We start from the raw sequence: 20,063 nt of genomic DNA, 5'->3' as shown, positions 1-20,063 counted from the left end.
CGCGCCTATCGTGGCGGGATGAAGGGGCTGCTGCTGAGGCTGTCCGGGCTCGACGCCGACGCCGAGAACGCCGTGCGGGTGATCGGGTTCTTCGACCGCCTGATCGCCGGCCGCGCCGGCCTGGACACGCTGGTGCACAGCACGGCGGGCCTGGCCGGCTGCCCGGTCGGCGTGCACGCGCCGGGCCAGGGGTTCTCGCTGTGCGCGTCACCGGGAGCCGACACCGTGACCGCCGGCGGCGTGCCCGCGGGGGCGGCCACGCGGACGCTGGAAGCCGGCGTGGTGGTGTGGGTGGCCCGGGCGGGCGAGCCGGTCCCGCTCGACGACATGCTGCTGGAACGGTTCGCGATCGCCACGGCCATCCTGCTGGAGCACTCCGGCGTCCCGCGGCCCGAGCTGGGCGATCCGGCGCTGGTCGAGCTGGCGCTGTCTTCGGACGCGGGCACGGCGGAGCGGTCCCGGGCCCTGCACCTGCTCGGCTTCGGCCCGTCGACCCGGCTGCGCGTGCTGGCGGGCACCGGCGTCGACGCGCTGGCCGGCCGGTCGGCCCGGCTGGGCGGGGTGCGGGTGGTGCTGCTGCCGGGCGAGGTGGCCTCGCTGCCGGACGGCGCCCGCGCGGGCATCGGCCCGGACGGGCCGGCGCTGGAGGCTCCCCGGTCGTGGGCGGCGGCCCGGACGGCACTGAGGTTCACGTCGGCGGCCGAGCCGCTGGTGTGGTGGGAGCGGCTGGGCGGTTTGGCGGCCGTGGCGGGCAAGCTGGGCCCGGCGGAGCTGGCCGAGCTCCCGGACATCCGCGGCCTCGACCGCCTGGCGGCCGAACCCCACGGCGAAGACACATTGGCGGCGTTGGACGCCCTGTGCGCAACGGGCTCGGCCCGCAAGGCGGCGGCGGTGCTGCACCGGCACCACAGCACGATGCCGGCCCGCCTGGCCCGCGCGGCGGCGGTGCTGGGGTTCGAGGTGGATTCCCCGGCGGGAAGGTTCCGGTTGCACCTGGCCCTGGTGTTGCGGCGGCTGCGCGACAACGCCGAGCTGGGTTGACCGTCCTGTGTGGACTGAGTGGGCTGAGTGGGCTGACCGGCCGGCGCGGGCGGCTCGCGTACCTGGATGGTCGGCTCGCGTATGTGGATGGCCGGCTCGCGTACCTGGACGGTCGGGCGGGTCAGGTGACCGGGGTCAGGGGGGCGCGTGAACGGCGGACCAGGTCCTCGGCCGCCGCGGGCCACTTCGGGTGGGTGAACTCGAAACCCGCCTCCAGCAGGCGGCCCGGGACCACCCGGCGGCTCTTCAGCAGCAGTTCCGTGTCGCTGCGGAGCACGAACGCGCCGATCTCCGCCATCCACCTCGTCGCCGGCAGGCCCACCGGGATCCCCGCCGCCGTGCGCAGCACGCGGAGGAAGTCGCGGTAGGGCAACGGTTCCGGGGCCGCCAGGTTCACCGGCCCGCGCACGTCGTCGCGGCCGATCAGGAACCCGATCGCCCGGACCAGGTCGTCGTCGTGGATCCAGGACAGGTACTGCGCGCCGCCCGCCACCGGGCCGCCCAGGCCGAGCCGGGCCAGGCGCAGCAGCATCGTGAACGCGCCGCCCGGTTCCCGGCTCATCACCATCGCCGTGCGCAGCGCGACCTTGCGCGTGTGCGGGGTGTCCGCCACGTCCTGCTCGCGCTCCCACGCCTTCGCGATGTCGACGCTGTACGCCCAGTACGCGGGCACGTCCGGCTCGGCGCCGCCGAGGGTGCCCGTCGCTTCGTCGTTCGGCGGGCCGGACGTGTGCGCGTAGATCGTCGCCGTGCTCATCTGCAGCCAGACGCGCGGCGGGCGCGCCGCGCGCTCGATCGCGCCGCCGACCACCCGGGCCGAGTCGACGCGGGAGTTCATCATCTCCCGCAGGTTCGCCCGGGTGTAGCGGCAGTTCACCGACCGGCCGGCCAGGTTCAGCACGACGTCGCTGCCGTCGATCTCCGCCGTCCACGGCCCGGCGCGCCGCCCGTCCCAATGGACGTGGCGCACCCCCGGCTCCGGCGGCGCCGCCCGCCGGGTCAGCACCACGACCTCGTGCCCCTGCCCCGCCAGCGCCCGGCCCAGCACCCGCCCCAGGTGTCCGGTGCCCCCCGGAATCACGACCTTCACGACCGCCCCTTTCGACGAACCCGACGGTATCGAAAGAGTTGAACATGTTCAACTCTGCCCGATGCCCAGGTGGCGGCTCCCGGTTGCGGCCGGTGCCCTGGCCACCGTCGTGCTCACCTGGTTCGCGGCCGGCCCGGCGCCCGCCGGGAACACCGCGAACGGCAACGGCAGCAAGCAGTTCGGCATCGCCGGCGTGCCCGGCCGGGCCACCGCGTCGTTCCCCGGCGCGACCGGGACGCGGTGGCTCCGGCTGACCGACGCCGAGAACTTCCCGATTCTCGTCCAGACCGTGACGGCCGGCGTCGGCAAGCCCGTCGACGGCCGCGGCCGGCCCGTCCCGGCCTGCCCGGCTTCGGCGGTGCGGGCCGACGCGCTCCCCCGGCCGGTGCCGGTCGCCGGCAACGGCACTGCCGGCGTCTGTCCCGGCGCGGGGACGTGCACGCCCCGGGACGCCGGCGGCCCGGGCCCGGGTGGCCTACGTGGACGGCGATCCGGCGAACCCGGTGCCGGGCGCCCGCCAGGTGCCCGTGCTCAGCTGGTCCGGGGACCGGTGAGCGCTCAGGCCAGGCCGGTCAGCCGCTGGTATGCCTGCCCGAGCGGGCCGGCCGCGAAGAGCGCGACGAGGGCGGCGGCGATCATGAACGGCCCGAACGGCAACGCCGTCTTGCGGTCGCCCTTGCCGGCCGCGAGGACGACGACGCCGGCGACCGCGCCGAGCAGGAACCCGCCGAACGCCCCGATCAGCAGCGCCGCCCAGGACACGTACCCGAGCACGCCGCCGAGGATGCCGGCGAGCCGGACGTCGCCGAAGCCCATGCCGGCCGGGTAGGCCAGGGCGAGGGCGAGGTAGCAGGCGAACAGCGCGGCGCCGCCGAGGCCGGCGCGGGCCAGCGACCACCAGTCGCCGCGGTACCAGGCCGACGCGGTCAGCAGGACGGCGAGGACCGGGTAGGACGGCAGCACGATCGCGTTCGGCAGGCGGCGGCAGTCGAGGTCGATCAGGGCGAGCGCGATCCCGATCGCGCCGAAGTACAGGAAGGCGGGCAGGTCGGCCGGGCCGAACCGCAGCGCCAGCAGCGCGAACAGCACCGCGGTGCCCAGCTCGGCCAGCGGGTACCGGACGCTGATCCGGGAACCGCAGCCGGCGCACCGGCCGCGCAGCACGAGCCAGCCGAAGACGGGCACGTTGTGCCGCGCGCGGATCCCCCGCCCGCAGTCCGGGCACCGCGACGGCGGCCGGACGACCGATTCGCCCCGCGGCACCCGGTGGACCACGACGTTGAGGAAGGAACCGGCGAGCAGCCCCAGCACGGCCGCCGTCACGACCAGCACCGCCATCGGGCTCCTCCGGGATCAGGTCGGGACGCCGCAGATCATGCCCGACCCCGGTCCCGCCCGCGACCGGACGACAGACGTCCGGCCAAGCCGACCGCCCAGGCACGCAAGCCGACCGCCCAGGTACACGAGCCGACCATCCCGGTACGCAAGCCGACCGTCCGGGTACGCGACTTAGGGGTCCCCGGCGTGGGCGGCCGCGCCTACAGTCTGGAGGATGACCGCCGCCGGAGGGCCGATCGTTGCCGGGGTGGACGGGTCGGCCGAGTCGCTCGATGCCGTCCGCTGGGCCGCGCGGCTGCGGGACGCGCCGCTCGAGATCGTGCACGCCCTCGACGTCCCGGCGCTGGTCGCCGGCGGGGTCGTGCCGCCGCCCGAGGAGATGGTCGACGCCCTGCGCGCCCGGGGCCGGCGCGCGCTGCGGACCGCGCAGGAGCTCGCCGCCGCACAGGGGGTGCCCGAAGCCGCCGCCCGGCTCGATCCCGACCGGGCCGCCCAGGCGCTGATCGGGGCCTCGCGCGCGGCCGCGCTGCTCGTCGTCGGGTCGGCCGGGCACGGCAGGCTTACCAGCCTGCTCGCCGGTTCGGTCGCCGCGGCCGTCGGCACCCACGCGCGCTGCGACACCGTCGTCGTCCGCGGGGACAGCTGGGACGAACCCGCCGCGGCCGCCCGCCCGGTCGTCACCGGCATCGACGGCAGCGACGCCGGCGGCCGGGTGCTGGTCGCCGCCGTCGCCGAGGCCCGCGCGCGCCGGGCACCGCTGGTCGTCCTGCACGCCTGGGCGGACACTCCCCCGCCGCACCGGGACCCGCGGTGCGTCACCGAGGCGGGGCGCCGGCTGCTCGGCGAGCGGGTCCTCGCCCACGACACCGGCGACGTCGCGGTCGAGCAGGTCGTGGTGCACGCCCACCCGCGGCGGGAGCTCGTCGAGCGCAGCGCCGCGGCCCAGCTCGTCGTCCTCGGCGACCGCGGCCGCGGCGGGTTCCCCGGCCTGCTGCTCGGCAGCACCGGCCAGGCGCTCCTGCACCACGCCGCCTGCCCGGTCCTGCTGGTGCGCACCACCGCGTGAACGGAAGCGGGACGGAAGCGGGCGGGGGCAGGATGACGGCGGACCGAGCGGGAGGACGAAGATGAAGACTGCGGTAACAGCCGGGCTGGTGGCGCTGCTGGCCGGCGTGACGGTACCGGCCGCCCCGGCGCAGGCGGCCACGATCGTCCAGCGGACGGCCGTCTGCCACGCGGGCGCCTACAGCGGCACGTTCACCCTCCGGTACGACACTTCCGGTGGCTACCACCGCATCATGAACGGGTACACCACGTCGGGGCCCTACATCGGCGACGCCGTGGGCAAGGTGTCCCTGCGGATCTCCTACCGCACCGGATCGACGACGCACACGGTGTACACGCGGTCCCTGCCGACGACCGGCAGCACCACCTTCACGACGCCGACGGGCACCGACGTGCCGGCCACGTCGGTGGGCTCGGCGGCGGCGACGTTCGACAACGGCACCGAGTCCTGCACGGCGACCGTGCCGATCAGCTAGCTCGGGTCGAGCGCCGCGCGCAGGATGGCCTGCGCCGAACCGGCCAGCACCGCGGCCGCCCGGTCGCGGTCCAGGCCGCCGATGTCGGTGAGCCACACCAGGGACTCGATGCCGGTCGCCGACCGGATGGCCACGGCCAGGCCCCGGACGTCGACCTCCGGGTGCGTGCCGGCCAGCGGGGCGAGCGCCTCCTCGATCCAGCGGATCGCCCGGCCGCGCCGCAGCACCGGCTGCGGCGCGCCGGATTCCAGTGACAGCCGCAGCTGCGCGCGCAGCTGCGGCTCCCAGCGCAGCGTGAACTCGACGAACGCGCGCATCACCAGGGCGAGGCGGGCCGCGGGGTCGGCCGGCGCGTCCGCGGGCAGCAGGCCCGCGTCGTCCTGGATCTCCGGGTAGGCGGCCAGCAGCAACGCGCGCTGGTTGGGGAAGTAGCGGTAGGCCGTGGTGCGGGAGATGCCGGCCGCCTCGGCCGCGTCTTCGACCGTCGGCGAGCGGCCCTCGGCGAGCAGTTCGTGGGCCGCCGCGACCAGTGCCGCCCGGGTCCGTCCCTTCTGCCGGCTCCGGCCCGTGGACTCATACGGTACTGCCATGCCATCATGGTACTCCAGTCCCACGAAGGAGGCGGCCATGACCGGTGACCCGGCCGACACGAACCCCGAGCTGTACCGGGTGGTCTTCGAGAATGAGCGGGTGCGGGTCCTGGAGTACCGGGACGGCCCCGGCGACCGGACGGCACCGCACCGCCACCCCGACACGGTGATGGTCACGCTGAGCGCGTTCAGCCGCCGGATCTCGGCCGGCGGCCGCGAGGTGCAGGTGGACCTGCCCGCCGGCGCGGTGCGCTGGGTCGCCGCCCAGGAGCACTCGGGCGAGAACATCGGCGAGACGCCGACGCACTCGTTCTTCGTCGAGCTGAAGGAACCCCGTCCCGGCGGGGCCGTCGCGGGCACCGCGCTGGGCCCCGGCGCACCGTGACCCAGCGCGGCCCTCACCCCGTCAGCAGCTCGAGTGCTGGTTGGTCTTGAAAATGTCGACGGCACCGAAGAGTGCCGCGTCGAAGGTGAAGTGCTTCGTCCAGAAGTAGCGCGGCGGCGGGTTGCCGTCGTTCATCCGCGGGCTGTCGAACGTGCCCGCCGAGAACAGCTTCGTCCCGGCCGTGGTCTTGAAGTCGAAGCCGGAGTGCCAGACGTCGCCGGAGTGCGTCTGGAAGGTCAGCGTCGTCGCGCTCCAGTCACCCGTGCCGTCCGAGCGGATCACGATGGTGCCGTTGTCCTGCTCGCAGTCCCCGACGTGCAGCTGGCCCCACGTCGCGCTCTTCACCTCCAGCACGGCCGCGGAGTGCGCCGGCGCGGCTTGGGCCGCCGGGGCACCCGACAGCAGCGCCGTCCCCGCCGCCGCGGCGGCGAGAACCGGTGCGAGACCCCGAATCGTGCGTTCCATGGACGTCCTCCCGAAGAACCGGTGGTTGGCGGACCCCTTCGGCCCGTGGCACCGAGACTGGCCACCGCGCTCGACAATCCGTCGACAGTTCGTCGACGGACATTTATCCCGCTGTCGGACGTATCCCGGGCGACGCGCGCCGCTCCTGTACGCCGAAGCGCGCGGCACACCCGCGCGCGGAGGGGCGGGCACGGGCGGAGTGGACCTCCGGGTGCTGGGACCGTTCGAGGTGCGGGTCGGCGGAGAGCTGCGGGACGTCGGCGGGCCGCGCCTGCGCGCCCTGCTGGCGGTGCTGGCAGCGGAAGGGGGCCGGGTCGTCGGCGTCCCCGCGCTGGGCCGGGCGCTGTGGGGCGAGCGGGCGCCCGCGCACGCCGACCGGACCGTGCGCACCTACCTCTCGTGCCTGCGCGGCACGGTCGACGCCGGCGTGCTGCTGACCCGGTCCCCCGGGTACGTGCTGCACCTGCCGCCCCCGGCCCTCGACGCCACGCGGTTCGAACAGCTCGCCGCCGAGGGACGGCGGGCCCTCGCGGCCGGGGAACCCGCCGCCGCGCTGGCCCTGTGGCGCGGGGGCGCCTACGAGGAGTTCGCCGACGTCGAAACCCTGGCCGCCGAAGGGATGCGGCTCGACCGGCTGCGGCACAACGCCGTCCGGCACCGGATCGACGCCGACCTCGCCACCGGCGAAGACACCGGCCTGATCGCCGAGCTGGAGACGCTGACCGCCGCGTTCCCCGGCCACGAACGGCTGTGGGCGCAGCTGATGACGGCGCTCTACCGGGCCGGGCGGCAGGGTGACGCGCTCGAAGCGTTCCGGCGGGCCCGCCACGGCCTGATCACCGCCTCCGGCGTCGAGCCGTCCCCGGTACTGGCGCAGGTGCACCGCCGGGTGCTGGCCCACGACCCGGCGCTGCTCGCGGTGCGCGCCGAGGCCGTGGTGACCGCCCCCGACGACGCCCTGGCCGCCGGCGAGCACGCGCTGCTCGAGGACGGCGACCTCCGGACCGGCCGCGAACACTTCGAAACCGCCTACCTCCGCGCCGAACGGACCGGCGACACCGGGACACTCGCTCGCGCGGCCCTCGGCCTGGGCGGCGTGTGGGTGCACGAACACCGGACGTGCGCGGCGTCGGCGTCGCTGCTGACGCGGGTGCGGTACGCGCTGGACCGGGTGGACCCGGAGTCCTCGCTCGGCCACCGGCTCCGCGCGCGGCTCGCGGCCGAACTGGACTACGAAGCCGGCACGCACGAGCGGATCCTCGGGGTCGCCGAGCGGACCCGGGCGGCGGGCGACCCGGTCGCGCACGCCGAAGCGCTCAGCCTCGCCCACCACTGCCTGCTCGGCCCCGACCACACGCACCTGCGGCACGCGCTGGCCACCGAGCTGGTCGCGGTGAGCGGCCACTCGGGGCGGCGCACCGACCTGGTGATGGGCGTGCTGTGGGACGCCGTCGACTCGTTCCTCGCCGCGGACCCGCACGCCGAGCGGCGCCTCGGCGAGCTGGACGACCTCCTGGCCGAGCGCAAGCACCTGGCGGCGGGCTTCGTGGCGGACGCGCTGCACGTCATGCTGCACATCCGGGCCGGACGGTTCCGCGAGGCCGAAGAAGGGGCGCAGGCGTGCGCCGAACTCGGCCAGGCAGCGGGCGACTACGACGCCCTGGGCTGGTACGGCGCGCAGTTGGTGGCCATCCGGTGGTTCCAGGGCCGGCTGGGGGAACTGGTGCCGGTGCTGGACGGCCTGATGCACTCGCCGACCCTGAGCCTCGTCGACGACTCGTACTACGCGGCCTTGTCGGTGGCGGCGGCCTCGGCCGGCGACCGCCGGACGGCGGCGGGCGCGCCGGCCCGCCTGTGCGGCGAAGACCCGGGCGCGCTGCCGCGGTCGAGCACGTGGCTGCTTTCCCTGTGCGGCGCGGCGGAAACGGCCTACCTCCTGGACGACCCCGCGACGGCGGCGCGGATCCACGAGCTGCTGCGCCCGTTCGGCCACCTGCCGGCCATGGCGAGCCTGGGCGCCGCCTGCTTCGGCTCGGTCCACCACCCGATGGGCACGACGGCCCTGACCACCGGCGACGCGGACCGGGCGGTGACGCACCTGCGGGCCGCGGTCCGGCACAACCTCGCGCTGGCCCACTGGCCGGCGGTGGTGTTTTCCCGGCGCCGCCACGCCGAAGCCCTCCGCCGCCGGGGCGCACCGGGCGACGCGGCGGCCGCGGAACGCGAACTGGCCGCGGCCGGCGAAGAGGCCCGGACGTTCACCGGGCCGCCGGTCACCGCGCGATGACCTGCTCCTGACGGCCTTCCACCCGGAACAGCGGGGCGATCGCCGCGTTGTCCAGCGCCCGGGTGACCACCCAAGACGGCTTCAGGGCCAGGTCGATTCCCGCTTCGCGGCACCGGGTCCGCAACCGGCCCAGCGAAGCCACGCCCGTGACGCCGCAGAAGCCGACCCCCACCAGGTCGACGACCAGCCGCTCCGGTGCCGCCGCCACCGCCCGCTCGAGCTCGGCGTCGAGGCGCGGGCACGTGGCCATGTCGATCTCGCCGGTGACCGTGACCCGCAGAGTTCCCGGCCGGGGCTCCGCGGTCGTCGCGGTGAGCAGCAGGGCGGACGGGTCGAGGACGGTCATCGACGGGCTCCTTCCACACGGGATCACGTTCGGGTGATCACCCACTACCCCGCCGCGGGCGCGGCCAAACCCGGTGAGGCGACCGGCCGCACCGGGACACCGCCCCGCGCCGACCCCAGATCCGTCAGCGCGACCCGTTCCAGGCCGTTGCCCGCACCGCCGTCGCTGGTCACCGCCAGCGCCAGGGTGTTGCGGCCGTGGGCGTCGAGAATCCCGTCCGGCAGCGCGAAAGTGTGCTGCGGCCCGACGTCCCCGATGTACTGGCCGACGTTCCAGCCGTTGAGGAAGACCAGGACCCGGTACCGGCCGCCGGACCGCGGCTTCGCCGGGTCGCCGATCGTCAGGCCCACCGACGTGTCCTGGCCACGCGGGACGCGCAACGAGAACGTCGTGCGGTACCACGTCGTCCCCGGCGCCGCCGCCGGCGCGGGGACGGCCGCCGGCGTCCAGGCGCGGTCGGGGAAGCCCGGCAGGGTCCAGCCCGCGCGCTCGCCCGCCAGGCCGCCGTTGTTCAGCGGACCGCGCACCGGGTCGGGCGTCCCGCCCTGGAGCTTCCACGCGACGCCGGTCAGCGACGTCGAAATCAGCCCGCGCCCTTCCTTGTGGGCGTCGTTGACGCCGCCGTCCTCGTTGTGGCCGTTGTTCCGCACCATCACCGAAAGCACGTGCGGGCCGTCGCTGCGCAGGTCTTCGGGCACGGTGAACGCGGCCGTGCCGGTCGTCGGCGGCGCGGCCGGCGCGGACGGCAGGACGTGCTGGCCGAGATAATGGCCGTCCAGCCACGCCTGCAGCATCCCGGCCCCGCCGCCGCCGTAGCGCAGGCCGAGCTGCTCCCCCGGGGTCCCGGTGAACCGGCCGCGGTACCAGACGTCCCCGACGCCGAAGCCGTAGTCGTCGGCCGTCAGCACCGGCTGCCCGGCCGGGGGCGGCGTGGTGCTGCTGGTCATGGTCCGGTCCGCGGCGGGCCACGCCGCATCGTCGTAGCCCGGCTCGGCTTCCGGGGAGCCGGGGGCCGAGCGCCAGCCGGTGAGCCCGGGCAGCCGCGGGTCGGCCGGCCCGGGCAGCGGCCGGACGGCGAGCAGGCTGCCCGACGCGGTCGGCCGCACCGGCACCGGCGTGCCGTTCCACCGCACCACCGGGCTGCGGGCACCCCACACCTCGAGCTCCCGTGGTGCCTTCGTGTCCCCGGTCAGCGTCGTCCACCGGCCGGGTTGCGCCGTGCGCACCAGGTCCGGCCCGCGTACGAGGACGTCGTTGGCCGGCCAGAACGTGCCGGCGGTGGCGTCGTCGGCGAGCAGCAGCGTGACGGCCGGGCGGCCGCCGCCGCTGATCCGGACCCGCGCCAGCCCGTCGTGCCGGTAGTCCAGGCGCAGGTCGTGGCCGGTCCAGGTGGTCGTGACCGCCCCGGCCAGGACGTCCACCCGCGGCTGGGAGGCGTACCGCAGCACCGTCTGGCCGTCCTCGCCCGGCCGGCCGTGCAGCAGCACGGTGCCGGCCGCCTGCGCCATCAGCTCCGACGTCGAGTACACCAGGTGCTGCCCGGCGACGTCGAAGTTCGCGACCAGGTGCTTGGCGTCCTGCCCGTTCAGCCGGACCGGCACGGTATAGGCACCGTCCGGTGTGGACAGCGGGAAGGTGAAGCTGTCGTCGGTCGTCGCGTTCGACGGCGAGTGCACCGGCAGGTAGAAGTGGACGCCGGTGTCCGGGTTGACGTTGTGGTAGACCTTCACCGCGGCCGACGACGGCGTCACCGGCTCGCCGTGCTCCAGCTTCGCCAGATCCGGGACGGTGGCGAGGAAGTAGCCCAGCTCCTTCATCGTCAGCGCCTTGGGCCGCAGCTGACGGCCTTCGTCGATCGCCGCGCCGTAGTCGTAGGAGGAGTAGACGACCGGCGCCGGCAACCAGCCCCATGAGGTGCCGCCGAACGTCATGTAGAAGTTCTGGAGCGTCAGGCCGTTCGCCAGGTTCGTGCCGTAGAAGACGCGTTCGTAGCCCGGCCCCTGCCGGACGGCCGTGCACGGGTAGGTGCCGTTGCTGCCCCAGTAGTCGAACCAGCCGCCGCCGAACTCCGCGACGAACCCGGGCGTGTCCGGCGACGCGCTCGCGCCGCCCTTCGCCCCGCCCGGCCCGTAGGTGCCCCAGTCCGGCGCGGTGTTCGGGTTGCCCGGCGTCGCGTCGGTCCGGCAGGCGCCACCGGGGTAGCCGTCGAAGGCGTAGAGGTCGACCTCGCCCGCCACGGTGCCGGGCACGCCGGAGCCCGGCGGCACCCAGATCCCGTTGCGGCCCTTGTCGTTGTGGAACACCGGGACGGCGATCCCGTCCGCCCGCACCTTGTCGTGGAGGTGCCTGACGTAGTTGCGCTGGGCGGTGCCGGTCGCGGCCAGCTCGTTCTCGATCTGGTAGAGGATCACCGGACCGCGGCCGTCGGTGTACTGGTGGCGGCCGATGATCCGGTCGATCCGCGTCAGCCACTCGTCGGCCGCGGCGAGGTAGTCCGGCGCGTCGCTGCGCGCCCGGCCGGCCTGGGTGCTCAGCCACGCCGGGAAACCGCCACCGGTGACTTCGGCGTTGATGTACGGGCCGGGCCGGGCGATGACGTACAGGCCCGCTTCCGCGGCGAGGTCCAGGACCCGGTCCATGTCCCGGACGCCGGTGAAGTCGTACACCCCCGGCGCGGGCGAGTGGTAGTTCCAGTCGAAGTAGATCGAGACCGCCGTGTAGCCGGTGGCCTTCATCTTCTGCAGCACGTCCCGCCACAGGTCCGGGCTCGGCAGCCGGAACGGGTGGAACTCGCCCGACCAGACGAGCTGGCGGCGGCCGTCCAGCATCAGCGAGTACTTGTCGAAGCTGACCTGGTGCTGCACCGGCGCCGCCGCCGGGGCGGCCGGCGCCGGTGCGGCAGCAAGGCCGGCCGTGACGAGCAGGCTGACGAACAGGGACAGGAACCGGCGCATGGCTGGACTCTCCGGTCGGGCGAGGTATAGGTCGTTATACGAGCTCAATAGACGTACGGCCAGCCGGCGCTGTCGTAGCCGATGAGGTTGATGCCGAGCTTGCCCGTCAGCGGGGTCGCGTCCGAGTAGTAGTAGTGGTAGATCAGCACGTCGGCGTCGGAATCGTGCAGCACGGCGACGTGGCCGGGGCCGTGGACCGCGCCGTGGCTCGCCAGGATCTGCGTGCCGCCGCCCGCCGTCAGCCGGACACCGTTGCGATCGGTGTACGGCCCGGTGATCGACGTCGACCGGCCGGCCATCACGCGGTAGGTGCTCTTCGTGCCCTGGCAGCACAGGTCCCACGAGACGAACAGGTAGTGGTAGCCGCCGTGCTGGATGATGTACGGCGCTTCTTCGGCCGTCGTGCCGCCGGTGCGCTGGGCGATGCCGCGCAGCGCGGTGTCGCTGGTGCTGCGCTTGCCGGTCGCCGGGTCGAGCCGGATCAGCTTGATGCCCGTCCACCAGGAGCCGAAGCTCAGCCACCAGCGGCCGGACGAGTCGACGAACAGGTTCGGGTCGATCGCGTTGTAGTCGTCGCTCGTGCTCGTCTGCACGACGATGCCCTGGTTCGTCCAGCTGCCGGGGAGGCCGGTCGTGCTGGTGGCCAGGAAGATCGCCGAGTGGCGGGAGCCGAGCGACGAGGCGGCGTAGTACAGGTGGTACCGGCCGTTGTGGAACGAGATGTCCGGCGCCCACAGGTACTCCGGCTTGGCGGGATCGGTGAAAGGCGCGGTCCACGGCGCCCCGTTCGGCCAGACCGAGCCGATCTTCGTGAAGTGGATCCGGTCGGTGGAGCGGCGGATCTGCAGGTACTGGTCGGTGGAGTAGAGCAGGTAGCTGCCGTCCGCCGCGCGGATCATCGACGGGTCGTGCACCGCCTCGATGTCCCCGGTGACGTAGCCGGGGTCCGGGTAGGTCGCGGCCTGCGCCGCGGGGGCGCTCAGCAGGGCGGCGGCGACGGCGACGAGGGCCGGGAGGCGGCGCAGGCTCATGGAAGTCCTCTGTTAGCGCTAACAACTGCTGTGGTCACATGGTCGGCGGCGCCCGCCCCGGGCGTCAAGGGCCGGACGGAGGGTGCTCCCCCGGCCCGGCCCGCGACGTCCTCAGTGCACGGGGTTCCACCCGTCGCCGCCCGCGAGGTACTTCTGCGCGGTGTAGTTCCCGGCCTGCGCGGCGGGCAGCTGCGGCCGGTCGGTGCCGGTCCCCGCGCCCGGTCCGGTGTTGCGGTACTCGGAGAACCGCGCGTCCTTCCACGAGAAGCCCGACATGTCGGTCCACGGCGCGGCCTTGATCGCCGCCGGCAGGGCCGTCTCGCGGATCAGGACCTGGGCGATGGCGTCGACGTCCCCGCCCGGGTGCCACGGCCGGCCCAGGTAGAAGCTCGCGTTGGCCGCCGCGCTGAGCACGCGGCTGCCGACGATCAGGAAGCCGTACGGGTTCGACCGCCGGGTGCTGGCCGCGGTGAGGAACCCGTTGTTGCTGCTGGAACCGCGGTCGAGCGCGGTGATCGTCGCCCGGTCGAACACCGCGGTGGCGCGGCCGAACATGAAGTCGACGTCGCCGCTGATGGCGCAGTTGCGGTAGTACTGGCGCCCGGCCGTGCCGACGGCCGCGGTGTCGGCGTACAGCGTGTCCTGGTGCCCGAGGAAGGTGACGTTGTCGAAGACCATCCGGTCACCGGTGGTCTTGACCGCGACGGCCTGGGTGTCCTTGATCTCCGGGTGGGCGCCCCGGTCGAAGGAGTTGCGGAAGGTCAGCGCGGTCGCGGTGAAGCCGTTCGCGGCGATCGTGGCGGTCGCGCTCCCGGACGTCCCGTACGTCGAGCCGTCGGGTTTCTTCGTCCCGCTGGCGTTGTCGTAGTCGACGACGACGTCGGCGGCCTTCCCGGTGGTGCCGCGCAGGGTGATCCCGGTCTTGCCCGACGGCACCGAGACGACTTCGCGGTAGGTCCCGGGTTTGACCGAGACCGTGCCGCCCGCCGAGACCGCGTTGATCCCGGCCTGCACGGTCGGGTAGTTGCCGGATCCGTCCTTCGCCACGACGACGTTCGCCGCCGCGGCGCCGGCCGCCGGGGCGGCCAGGGACGCCCCGGCGACGACCGACGCGACGAGCAGGGTCTTGAACATGACGCCTCCACGGTGGAACGCGCCGGGGGTACCGGACGGCGGCCGCCACCCCCGGCGCGGGTCGGTTACTTGTAGGTGATGTTCGCCGCGGTGTAGAGGCAGTTCGTCGAGTCCGGGCCGCTGCCGATCTTCGTCGGCTCACCGCTGGTCACGCCCTTGTACTTCGTGCAGGGCTCGATCTTGCGGCCGGAGTCGCCGACGATGGTGATCCGGGTCAGCTTCGCGGTGTCACCGTAGTTGGTGTTGATGCCGACCAGCGCCTTGCCGGGCGCGGTGGCGGTGACGTTGTCCACGACGACGTTGCGCTTGTACTGCGTCTTGCAGTTGCCGCAGGAGCGGTACAGCTTGCCGAAGTCCTCGACCTGGAAGTTGCGGATGTACATGGTGCCGGGGCCGTTGTGCTGGAACACCTTGTCCGACGCCTTGCGCGCGCCGCCGCCGTCGATGGTCATGGTCTGCGAGGCGGACGTGCCCTTGAAGGTCGCGGCGTCCTCGCCGACGTCCTCCCACCACACGTTGAGCAGCGTGCAGGTGCCGAGGCAGTGCACGCCGTCGGCGGCCGGGCTGCCGAGGACGACGTTCTTCAGGGTGGTCCCGTTCGACAGTTCGAAGATCGGGCCCTGGTCCTCGCTCTGGCCGCCGGTGCCGAGGTCGCCGGTGCCGTAGAACCGCTTGAGCCCGCCGTCGTAGGTGCCGCTGGTGACCTTGATCGTCTTGGGCACCGGCACGCTGCTGCCCGGGGTCGGCCAGGAGGCGGCCGACGCGGTCGCGCCGGCGACGACCGCGGCCGAAACCACGAGGGCGGCGACCGCCGCCACCCGGGTGATCCGGGACAGTGCTGGGGAAATCATTTCGTCATCACTCCCTGGTCTCGAGCTTCAATCGGCGCTGATGGAAAACGTCCGACCCGGTTGTGAAAGCGCTTTCTCGTACCGAAGTTTCGGGTTGCGGACACGGGGTGTCAATGTCGTTCGCCGCAGCGGCGTGCATGTCGCCCGGATGGTCGCCGCGGCCGGAAGTTTTCAGAAAACGCGAAAGTGTCGAAGACCCTCAGCGGCCGGGGCCGGCACCCGCGAGCACCAGCGCGGGGACGGCCCAGGCCGGGTCGAGGCGTTCGACCAGGCCCGGCGTCCAGCCGACGTCCGGGCCGAGGTCGGGGTCGTCGGCCGCGTTGTACTCGGCCAGCAGGTCCACCGGCCGGGGCCACGACGAGCCCTGCGCGACCAGCGTGCCGGTCGCGTGCAGCACGGTTCCCTTCCAGTAGTGCACCAGCTGCCCCAGCGGCAGCCCGGCCGGGATCCCGAAGAAGTTGTTCTCGGCGTAGATCCGCGACTGCACGCCGACGCCCAGCGAGTAGGTGTACGCGGCCGGATTCCTGACCAGGTACAGGTTGTCGTAGACGTGCACCTGGCCGTACCGCACCCGCGGCGCGCGCTGGCCGATCTCGGAGAACAGGTTGTGGTGCAGGGTGACCCGCAGCTTGCCGACGTCGTAGGTGGGCTTGTCGGTGTTGCCGATCAGCATGGTCTTGTCGTGGTCGTGCAGGCGGTTGTAGGACACGGTGACCAGATCCGCGCCGTTGACGATGTCGAGCAGGCCGTCGTGGACCTCGTACTTGCGGCCGAAGTAGGACGGTTGCCGGTCGTTTCCGCCGTCGCTGAACTCGTTGTGGTCCACCCAGACGTGCGTGGCGCCGGCCAGGTCCACGTTGTCGTACTCGGAGTTCCAGTTGCCGTCCGCGGTGTCGAGCGGGTCCCACTGCGGGAAGCAGTCGTGGGCGTCGGAGAAGTGCAGGTTGCGCAGGATCACGTTGTCGCCGGTGACGCGCAGGGTCAGCCCGTGCAGGGTGGCGTGCGCGCCCAGCCCGACGATCGTCGTGTCCGGGCCGACGTCGAGCACGACCTGCCCGGCCTGGTTGGCCTGCGACCGCGCGCGGGCCTCCTCCAGCGGCCCGGACGGCGGCACTCTCCCCCAGGTCGCGGGATCGTAGGCGGCCAGGTACGCCGGGAGGGTGTAGGCCGGGTCGGCGAAACTTCCACAGCTCGCCGGCCGGTCCGCGGCATCGACGTTGCCCTCGATCGTCCCGCGGACCTCGACGATCTTCGGTGCGCCGGGGTTCGCCGCGAGGGCCGCGGCCAGCTCCGATCGCTTGGTCACGGTGTGGACGTCCCCGGGTGCCGCGGCCGAGCCGCCGGTGGTCCCGGTGGTCGCCGCGGCCCAGCCGTCGTGCGCTCCGAGCACGACCCGGCCGGGGTCGCGGCCGTGCGCGGACGCGGGGGCCGCGGTCAGCGTGAGTCCGAGCAGGGCGAGACACCCCGCGAAAACCTTCCTAAGCATGTCGTCAGCTCCTTCGCTCGGCCGCCCGGGCCGCGAGCTCGGACAGCCGGGCGGTGTCCGGGTCGCCGTCGATGACGACGACGTGGTGGGTCAGGGTCAGTTCCGCGTCCGGTTCGAGCAGCCACGGCCGGTGGTAGGTGGCGGCGAAACTGACCACGGGGAACGGTTCGGCGCGGACGTACCAGGCCGTCGGGTGGGCCGCGTTCGCCGGGCTGTCGGCGAACAGCAGCGTCGAGGTGCGCAGGCTTTCGTCGTGCTGCCCGGTGAAGGCCAGCCACGGTGCGCGGTGCCCCATCGCGTCGGCCGCGGACCGGCCGTCCGGCGTCCGGACCGTGCCGCCGACGAACGAGCGCGGCCCGCGCCAGAACAGGCCGCCGTAGCCCGCGGTATCGCGGCCTTCGGTGACCGGGCTCCCCCACCGCAGCTCGTGGCCACTGGTGTTGCGCAGCCGGCTGGACCAGGTGAGCGTCCAGTGCCCGCCGCCGGCCGAGACGTCGCCGAAGCGGAGCGTGCGGTGCTCGGTGAGCCAGCGCCGCCCGGCCGCCGTGCGCCAGGCCAGTTCGTGCCGCAGCTCGCAGTGGCCGGCGGTGCCGTCGAGGCCCTCCCAGCGGACGTGGCCGATGGTGCCGTTGTTGTCCAGCGGGGTGTAGCCGCGGCCGCGGACGTAGGTGCGGCCGCCCCAGAAGTTCTCGCCGGAGAGGTGGGCCATGGTGAACTGCAGGCCGTTGTGCCAGGTGTGGTCGTGCGGCCGGACCGCCGTCACCACCTCCCCCGCGGTGGTCCGCAGCGGGTGCAGGTAGGGCTTCGGCGAGTCCCCGGCCGGCGTCGGCGGCGCGACCACGTACTCGGCCAGGACGACGTCGCCGAGGCGGACCCGCACCCGGCCGTCGCCGGACCCGGCCGGCTCCAGCGACAGGTCCCCCACCGCCGCCCGGCTCACGCCGGTTCCCCGATCTCCCCGAGCAGCTCGGTCACCGCGACCGCGCGGCCGGTGGCCAGAGACCGGTTCGCGGCCAGCCCGGTGAGCAGGGCCTGCAAGCCGGCGTCGTGGTCGGCCGCGCAGCCGAGCTCGTCCGGTGCGGCGTCGCCGAGCAGCTCGGCGAGCATCCGTTCGTCGCCGCCGCCGTGGCCGTCGCCGAGGAGCCCGTCGAACACGGTTTCCGGTGGGGCCCAGTGCCGTTGCACGGTCAGCCGGGCCCGCCCCTGCTTCGGCACCGGCTCGGCGCCGGAGGCGTACTCGTTCTCCCGGACGTCCAGTTCCAGCCGCCCTTCGCGGCCGGCGAACGCGACGCGGTACCCCTCCCGCGGCGAATACGCGTGCAGGTGGTAGTTCAGGACCGCCCCGCCGTGGTGGCGCACGAGCACCGACAGTTCGTCTTCGATGGTGACGCCGGGCGCGAACACGTCCTGGTTCCGGACGTAGCCGTCTTCCGGTTCGGCGTCGCGGTAGAGGGCGCGCAGCTTGGGCGAGGCTTCGAGGTCCAGTGCGAACCGGTCGCCGTCCGTGCGGTGGCCGGCTTCGTCGCCGTAGAAGAACAGCCGGCCCAGCGCGAACACCGTCTCGGGGCCCCGGCCGAGCCACCAGTTGACCAGGTCGAAGTGGTGGCCCGACTTGTGCACGAGCAGGCCGCCGGAGTTCGCCTTGTCCCGGTGCCAGCGGCGGAAGTAGTCGGCGCCGTGCGCGGTGTCGAGCAGCCAGCTGAACTCGGCCGAGCCGATCTCCCCGATCGCGCCGCCGGCCAGCAGCTCGCGCACCCGGCGGTGCACCGGGTTGTACCGGTAGTTGAAGGCGACCCGCACCGAGCGGCCCGTCTCGCGCCGGGCCGCCAGGATCCGCCGCGCACCCTCTACGTCGGTCGTCATGGGTTTTTCGGTGACCACGTCGCAGCCGGCCTGCAGCGCGGCGACGACGTAATCGGCATGCGTGTGGTCGGGGGTGCACACCACGACGACGTCGATGCGTTCCTTCGCCAGCATCGCGGCGAAGTCCTCCGGCCGGTAGCCGGGGATCCCGGTGCCGAGCCACTCGTTGTGGACCCGCATCCGGGTCCGGCTGGAGTCGCAGAAGGCCGCGAGCTCCGCCCGCGGCGACGCGGCCAGGGCCCGGGCGACCAGCTGGGCGCGGGAGCCCAGGCCGATGATCGCGTGGCGACGCACCGCCATCACCTCTCTCGTTCCGGTAGCACGGCGCCGGTCCAGGGCAGGGCGAGTTCGGAGAACAGCGCGAGCCGCTCGGCCGCGGTGTCGACGTCGCGGTCGACGCCCGGCACGACGAAGTGCCGTTCGGGCCCGCTGCCCACGGCCCGCACCCACTCGGCGGGCAGCGGCAGCGGTTCGGGCGCGTCGCGGACCGCCGCCACCAGCGCGGTGAACGCGCGGGTGGCGGCCAGCGGGGCCAGCAGCGGCTCGCCGCCGCGGACGTGCGCGACCAGGTTGGCCAGCAGGTCCCGCGGCGGCCCGACCGGCCGCGGCCGGTCGCCGACGGTGACCAGGTCCGTCTTGTAGTGCCAGCGGATCCGGCCTTCCGTGCCGTGGACCAGCACGTACGGCTCGTGGTCGGCCTCCGCGCCGAGGGTCGCGGCGACGACGACGTCCGGCGCCCCGGCGAAGCTCAGCCGGGCGCACGCGGTGTCGTCGGACTCGATGTCCCGGGCCCGGTACAGCTCGACGGCGGTCCGTTCCGGCAGCACTCCGGCGGTGCCGTTGACCAGCAGGGCGGTGGCCACGGCGTGCGCGAAGGGGTTGGTCAGGGCCCCGTCCACCACCGGCTGCCCGCCGACGCGCCGCCGGCCCGCCCACTCGGCGCGGGCGAAGTACCGGTCCCGCCGGATCCACGCGCCGGCGGCGGCGATCCCGGTGACGGTGCCGATCTCGCCGGTCCCGATCGCCGCCCGCACCACCGGGACGGCGGCCGAGCCGAAGCTCTGGAAGCCGGTCTGGCAGGCGCGGCCGCGGGCCAGCGCGGTGAGTTCCTCGAACGCCGCGAGGTCGAGCACCGGCGGTTTCTCGACGAGCAGGTGGCAGCCCGCGGTGAGGGCGAGCTTGGCGAGCCGCAGGTGCGTGTGCGGCGGGGTGGCGACCACGGCGATGTCCGGGGTGGTCCGGGCGAGCAGTTCGGCCGCGTCCCGGGTGAGCACGGCACCTCCGGGCAGCAGCGCACGGGCCTCGTCCGGGGGTTCACGGACGTCGCACGCGCCGGCGAGCACGAGTTCGCCGCGGTCGTGCAGCGCACGAGCCCGGCGCAGGTGGTGTGCGGCATAACCGGCCGTACCGAAGACGACCACGCTCGGCATCATCGGCGGCCCCCGGTCGCGACGGCGGCGAGGCAGAGGGGCCCGGCGGCCACCAGCGCGAGGATGGGCAGCATCCAGACGAGCAGCGCGGAAACGCCGGCCGCGGCGCCCAGCAGCAGGCCGTTCCTGGGGTCCGCCACGGTTTCCCGCGCCGCGGTCACGAACGCCCGGTGCCACGCCGGGCCGCCGGTGGCGACCATCTCGCAGGTCCGCACCGCCACCACCACCCCC

19 protein-coding genes and 1 pseudogene are annotated in these 20,063 nt (G+C 74.1%); 5 read left to right on the top strand and 15 right to left on the bottom strand.

The window, feature by feature from the left end; translation table 11 throughout:
• Positions 1-18: 18 nt before the first annotated feature.
• On the top strand, positions 19-1,041 hold the full coding sequence (locus C2L59_RS36850; RefSeq protein ID WP_103354182.1) for a helix-turn-helix domain-containing protein: 1,023 nt from the start codon (positions 19-21) through the stop codon (positions 1,039-1,041).
• A gap of 121 nt (positions 1,042-1,162) precedes the next feature.
• Here C2L59_RS36850 and C2L59_RS36845 read toward each other — a convergent pair whose 3' ends face one another.
• The 3 genes from C2L59_RS36845 to C2L59_RS36835 form a co-directional block, all read right to left on the bottom strand.
• Positions 1,163-2,131, bottom strand: coding sequence for an epimerase (locus C2L59_RS36845; protein WP_103354180.1), 969 nt, complete (start codon positions 2,129-2,131; stop codon positions 1,163-1,165).
• Positions 2,132-2,179: 48 nt separating this feature from the next.
• A complete protein-coding gene (locus C2L59_RS48325; RefSeq protein WP_199199440.1) occupies positions 2,180-2,539 on the bottom strand; it encodes a hypothetical protein in 360 nt (119 codons plus the stop codon).
• A gap of 150 nt (positions 2,540-2,689) precedes the next feature.
• Positions 2,690-3,469: an A24 family peptidase gene (locus tag C2L59_RS36835; protein WP_103354179.1), complete on the bottom strand. Its 780-nt coding sequence runs from the start codon at positions 3,467-3,469 to the stop codon at positions 2,690-2,692.
• A 214-nt stretch (positions 3,470-3,683) separates the two neighbouring features.
• Between C2L59_RS36835 and C2L59_RS36830 the strand changes: the two genes are divergently transcribed.
• Both C2L59_RS36830 and C2L59_RS36825 read left to right on the top strand, forming a co-directional pair.
• Positions 3,684-4,535 (top strand): universal stress protein, encoded by an 852-nt coding sequence (locus C2L59_RS36830; RefSeq protein WP_103354178.1) that lies wholly within the window; start codon positions 3,684-3,686, stop codon positions 4,533-4,535.
• A gap of 61 nt (positions 4,536-4,596) precedes the next feature.
• Complete coding sequence (locus tag C2L59_RS36825) at positions 4,597-5,010, top strand: hypothetical protein (RefSeq protein ID WP_103354176.1); 414 nt, start codon at positions 4,597-4,599, stop codon at positions 5,008-5,010.
• On the opposite strand, the gene C2L59_RS36820 is transcribed toward C2L59_RS36825, so the two are convergent.
• The gene (locus C2L59_RS36820) at positions 5,007-5,600 is read right to left on the bottom strand and encodes a TetR/AcrR family transcriptional regulator (protein WP_103354174.1); all 594 of its coding nucleotides are present in this window, start codon (positions 5,598-5,600) and stop codon (positions 5,007-5,009) included. The genes C2L59_RS36825 and C2L59_RS36820 overlap by 4 nt on opposite strands.
• A gap of 37 nt (positions 5,601-5,637) precedes the next feature.
• Here C2L59_RS36820 and C2L59_RS36815 point away from each other — a divergent pair, with 37 nt between their 5' ends.
• Positions 5,638-5,985: a cytoplasmic protein gene (locus C2L59_RS36815; protein ID WP_103354173.1), complete on the top strand. Its 348-nt coding sequence runs from the start codon at positions 5,638-5,640 to the stop codon at positions 5,983-5,985.
• 21 nt (positions 5,986-6,006) lie between these two features.
• On the opposite strand, the gene C2L59_RS36810 is transcribed toward C2L59_RS36815, so the two are convergent.
• Complete coding sequence (locus tag C2L59_RS36810; protein ID WP_103354171.1) at positions 6,007-6,450, bottom strand: DUF6294 family protein; 444 nt, start codon at positions 6,448-6,450, stop codon at positions 6,007-6,009.
• Between the two features lie 211 nt (positions 6,451-6,661).
• On the opposite strand from C2L59_RS36810, the gene C2L59_RS36805 reads away from it, so the two are divergent.
• Positions 6,662-8,737 (top strand): AfsR/SARP family transcriptional regulator, encoded by a 2,076-nt coding sequence (locus C2L59_RS36805; RefSeq protein ID WP_233223878.1) that lies wholly within the window; start codon positions 6,662-6,664, stop codon positions 8,735-8,737.
• Here C2L59_RS36805 and C2L59_RS36800 read toward each other — a convergent pair.
• The 10 genes and pseudogenes from C2L59_RS36800 to C2L59_RS36755 all read right to left on the bottom strand — a co-directional run.
• Entirely contained in the window at positions 8,724-9,083 is a 360-nt protein-coding gene (locus C2L59_RS36800; RefSeq protein WP_103354170.1) for an STAS domain-containing protein, read from the bottom strand. The two genes, C2L59_RS36805 and C2L59_RS36800, sit on opposite strands and share 14 nt — an antisense overlap.
• A gap of 44 nt (positions 9,084-9,127) precedes the next feature.
• On the bottom strand, positions 9,128-12,037 hold the full coding sequence (locus C2L59_RS36795; protein ID WP_103354168.1) for a beta-galactosidase: 2,910 nt from the start codon (positions 12,035-12,037) through the stop codon (positions 9,128-9,130).
• Positions 12,038-12,081: 44 nt separating this feature from the next.
• Positions 12,082-13,068 (bottom strand): arabinan endo-1,5-alpha-L-arabinosidase, encoded by a 987-nt coding sequence (locus tag C2L59_RS36790; protein WP_103354166.1) that lies wholly within the window; start codon positions 13,066-13,068, stop codon positions 12,082-12,084.
• A 111-nt stretch (positions 13,069-13,179) separates the two neighbouring features.
• Positions 13,180-14,202: a pectinesterase family protein gene (locus tag C2L59_RS36785; RefSeq protein WP_103354165.1), complete on the bottom strand. Its 1,023-nt coding sequence runs from the start codon at positions 14,200-14,202 to the stop codon at positions 13,180-13,182.
• Positions 14,203-14,267: 65 nt separating this feature from the next.
• Entirely contained in the window at positions 14,268-15,038 is a 771-nt protein-coding gene (locus C2L59_RS36780) for a pectate lyase (RefSeq protein WP_103354371.1), read from the bottom strand.
• A gap of 214 nt (positions 15,039-15,252) precedes the next feature.
• Positions 15,253-16,539, bottom strand: coding sequence for a polysaccharide lyase family 1 protein (locus tag C2L59_RS36775; protein ID WP_103354164.1), 1,287 nt, complete (start codon positions 16,537-16,539; stop codon positions 15,253-15,255).
• 4 nt (positions 16,540-16,543) lie between these two features.
• Entirely contained in the window at positions 16,544-17,479 is a 936-nt protein-coding gene (locus C2L59_RS36770; RefSeq protein ID WP_103354163.1) for a PmoA family protein, read from the bottom strand.
• A complete protein-coding gene (locus C2L59_RS36765; RefSeq protein ID WP_199199438.1) occupies positions 17,476-18,702 on the bottom strand; it encodes a Gfo/Idh/MocA family protein in 1,227 nt (408 codons plus the stop codon). The genes C2L59_RS36770 and C2L59_RS36765 overlap by 4 nt, the downstream gene beginning before the upstream one ends.
• Positions 18,702-19,835 carry a Gfo/Idh/MocA family protein gene (locus C2L59_RS36760; RefSeq protein WP_103354159.1) on the bottom strand — a complete coding sequence of 378 codons (1,134 nt, stop codon included), beginning with the start codon at positions 19,833-19,835 and terminating at the stop codon, positions 18,702-18,704. Before C2L59_RS36760 ends, C2L59_RS36765 begins: the two co-directional genes overlap by 1 nt.
• A pseudogene (locus tag C2L59_RS36755) lies at positions 19,832-20,063 on the bottom strand (hypothetical protein); the annotation flags it as partial. The gene C2L59_RS36760 and the pseudogene C2L59_RS36755, both read right to left, overlap by 4 nt.

This window comes from Amycolatopsis sp. CA-128772 (genome assembly GCF_002904295.1).
GTDB lineage: Bacteria > Actinomycetota > Actinomycetes > Mycobacteriales > Pseudonocardiaceae > Amycolatopsis.
Note: the sequence above shows the minus strand (reverse complement) of the source record. Positions and strands in the feature narration are given on the sequence as shown.

Excerpts from the sequence above, each read along its gene's own strand:
- C2L59_RS36850 (WP_103354182.1), top strand. The coding sequence starts at position 19 with ATGAAGGGGCTGCTGCTGAGGCTGTCCGGGCTCGACGCCGACGCCGAG.
- C2L59_RS36835 (WP_103354179.1), bottom strand. The coding sequence starts at position 3,469 with ATGGCGGTGCTGGTCGTGACGGCGGCCGTGCTGGGGCTGCTCGCCGGT.
- C2L59_RS36830 (WP_103354178.1), top strand. The coding sequence starts at position 3,684 with ATGACCGCCGCCGGAGGGCCGATCGTTGCCGGGGTGGACGGGTCGGCC.
- C2L59_RS36825 (WP_103354176.1), top strand. The coding sequence starts at position 4,597 with ATGAAGACTGCGGTAACAGCCGGGCTGGTGGCGCTGCTGGCCGGCGTG.
- C2L59_RS36820 (WP_103354174.1), bottom strand. The coding sequence starts at position 5,600 with ATGGCAGTACCGTATGAGTCCACGGGCCGGAGCCGGCAGAAGGGACGG.
- C2L59_RS36815 (WP_103354173.1), top strand. The coding sequence starts at position 5,638 with ATGACCGGTGACCCGGCCGACACGAACCCCGAGCTGTACCGGGTGGTC.
- C2L59_RS36810 (WP_103354171.1), bottom strand. The coding sequence starts at position 6,450 with ATGGAACGCACGATTCGGGGTCTCGCACCGGTTCTCGCCGCCGCGGCG.
- C2L59_RS36800 (WP_103354170.1), bottom strand. The coding sequence starts at position 9,083 with ATGACCGTCCTCGACCCGTCCGCCCTGCTGCTCACCGCGACGACCGCG.
- C2L59_RS36795 (WP_103354168.1), bottom strand. The coding sequence starts at position 12,037 with ATGCGCCGGTTCCTGTCCCTGTTCGTCAGCCTGCTCGTCACGGCCGGC.
- C2L59_RS36790 (WP_103354166.1), bottom strand. The coding sequence starts at position 13,068 with ATGAGCCTGCGCCGCCTCCCGGCCCTCGTCGCCGTCGCCGCCGCCCTG.
- C2L59_RS36785 (WP_103354165.1), bottom strand. The coding sequence starts at position 14,202 with ATGTTCAAGACCCTGCTCGTCGCGTCGGTCGTCGCCGGGGCGTCCCTG.
- C2L59_RS36775 (WP_103354164.1), bottom strand. The coding sequence starts at position 16,539 with ATGCTTAGGAAGGTTTTCGCGGGGTGTCTCGCCCTGCTCGGACTCACG.
- C2L59_RS36765 (WP_199199438.1), bottom strand. The coding sequence starts at position 18,702 with ATGGCGGTGCGTCGCCACGCGATCATCGGCCTGGGCTCCCGCGCCCAG.
- C2L59_RS36760 (WP_103354159.1), bottom strand. The coding sequence starts at position 19,835 with ATGATGCCGAGCGTGGTCGTCTTCGGTACGGCCGGTTATGCCGCACAC.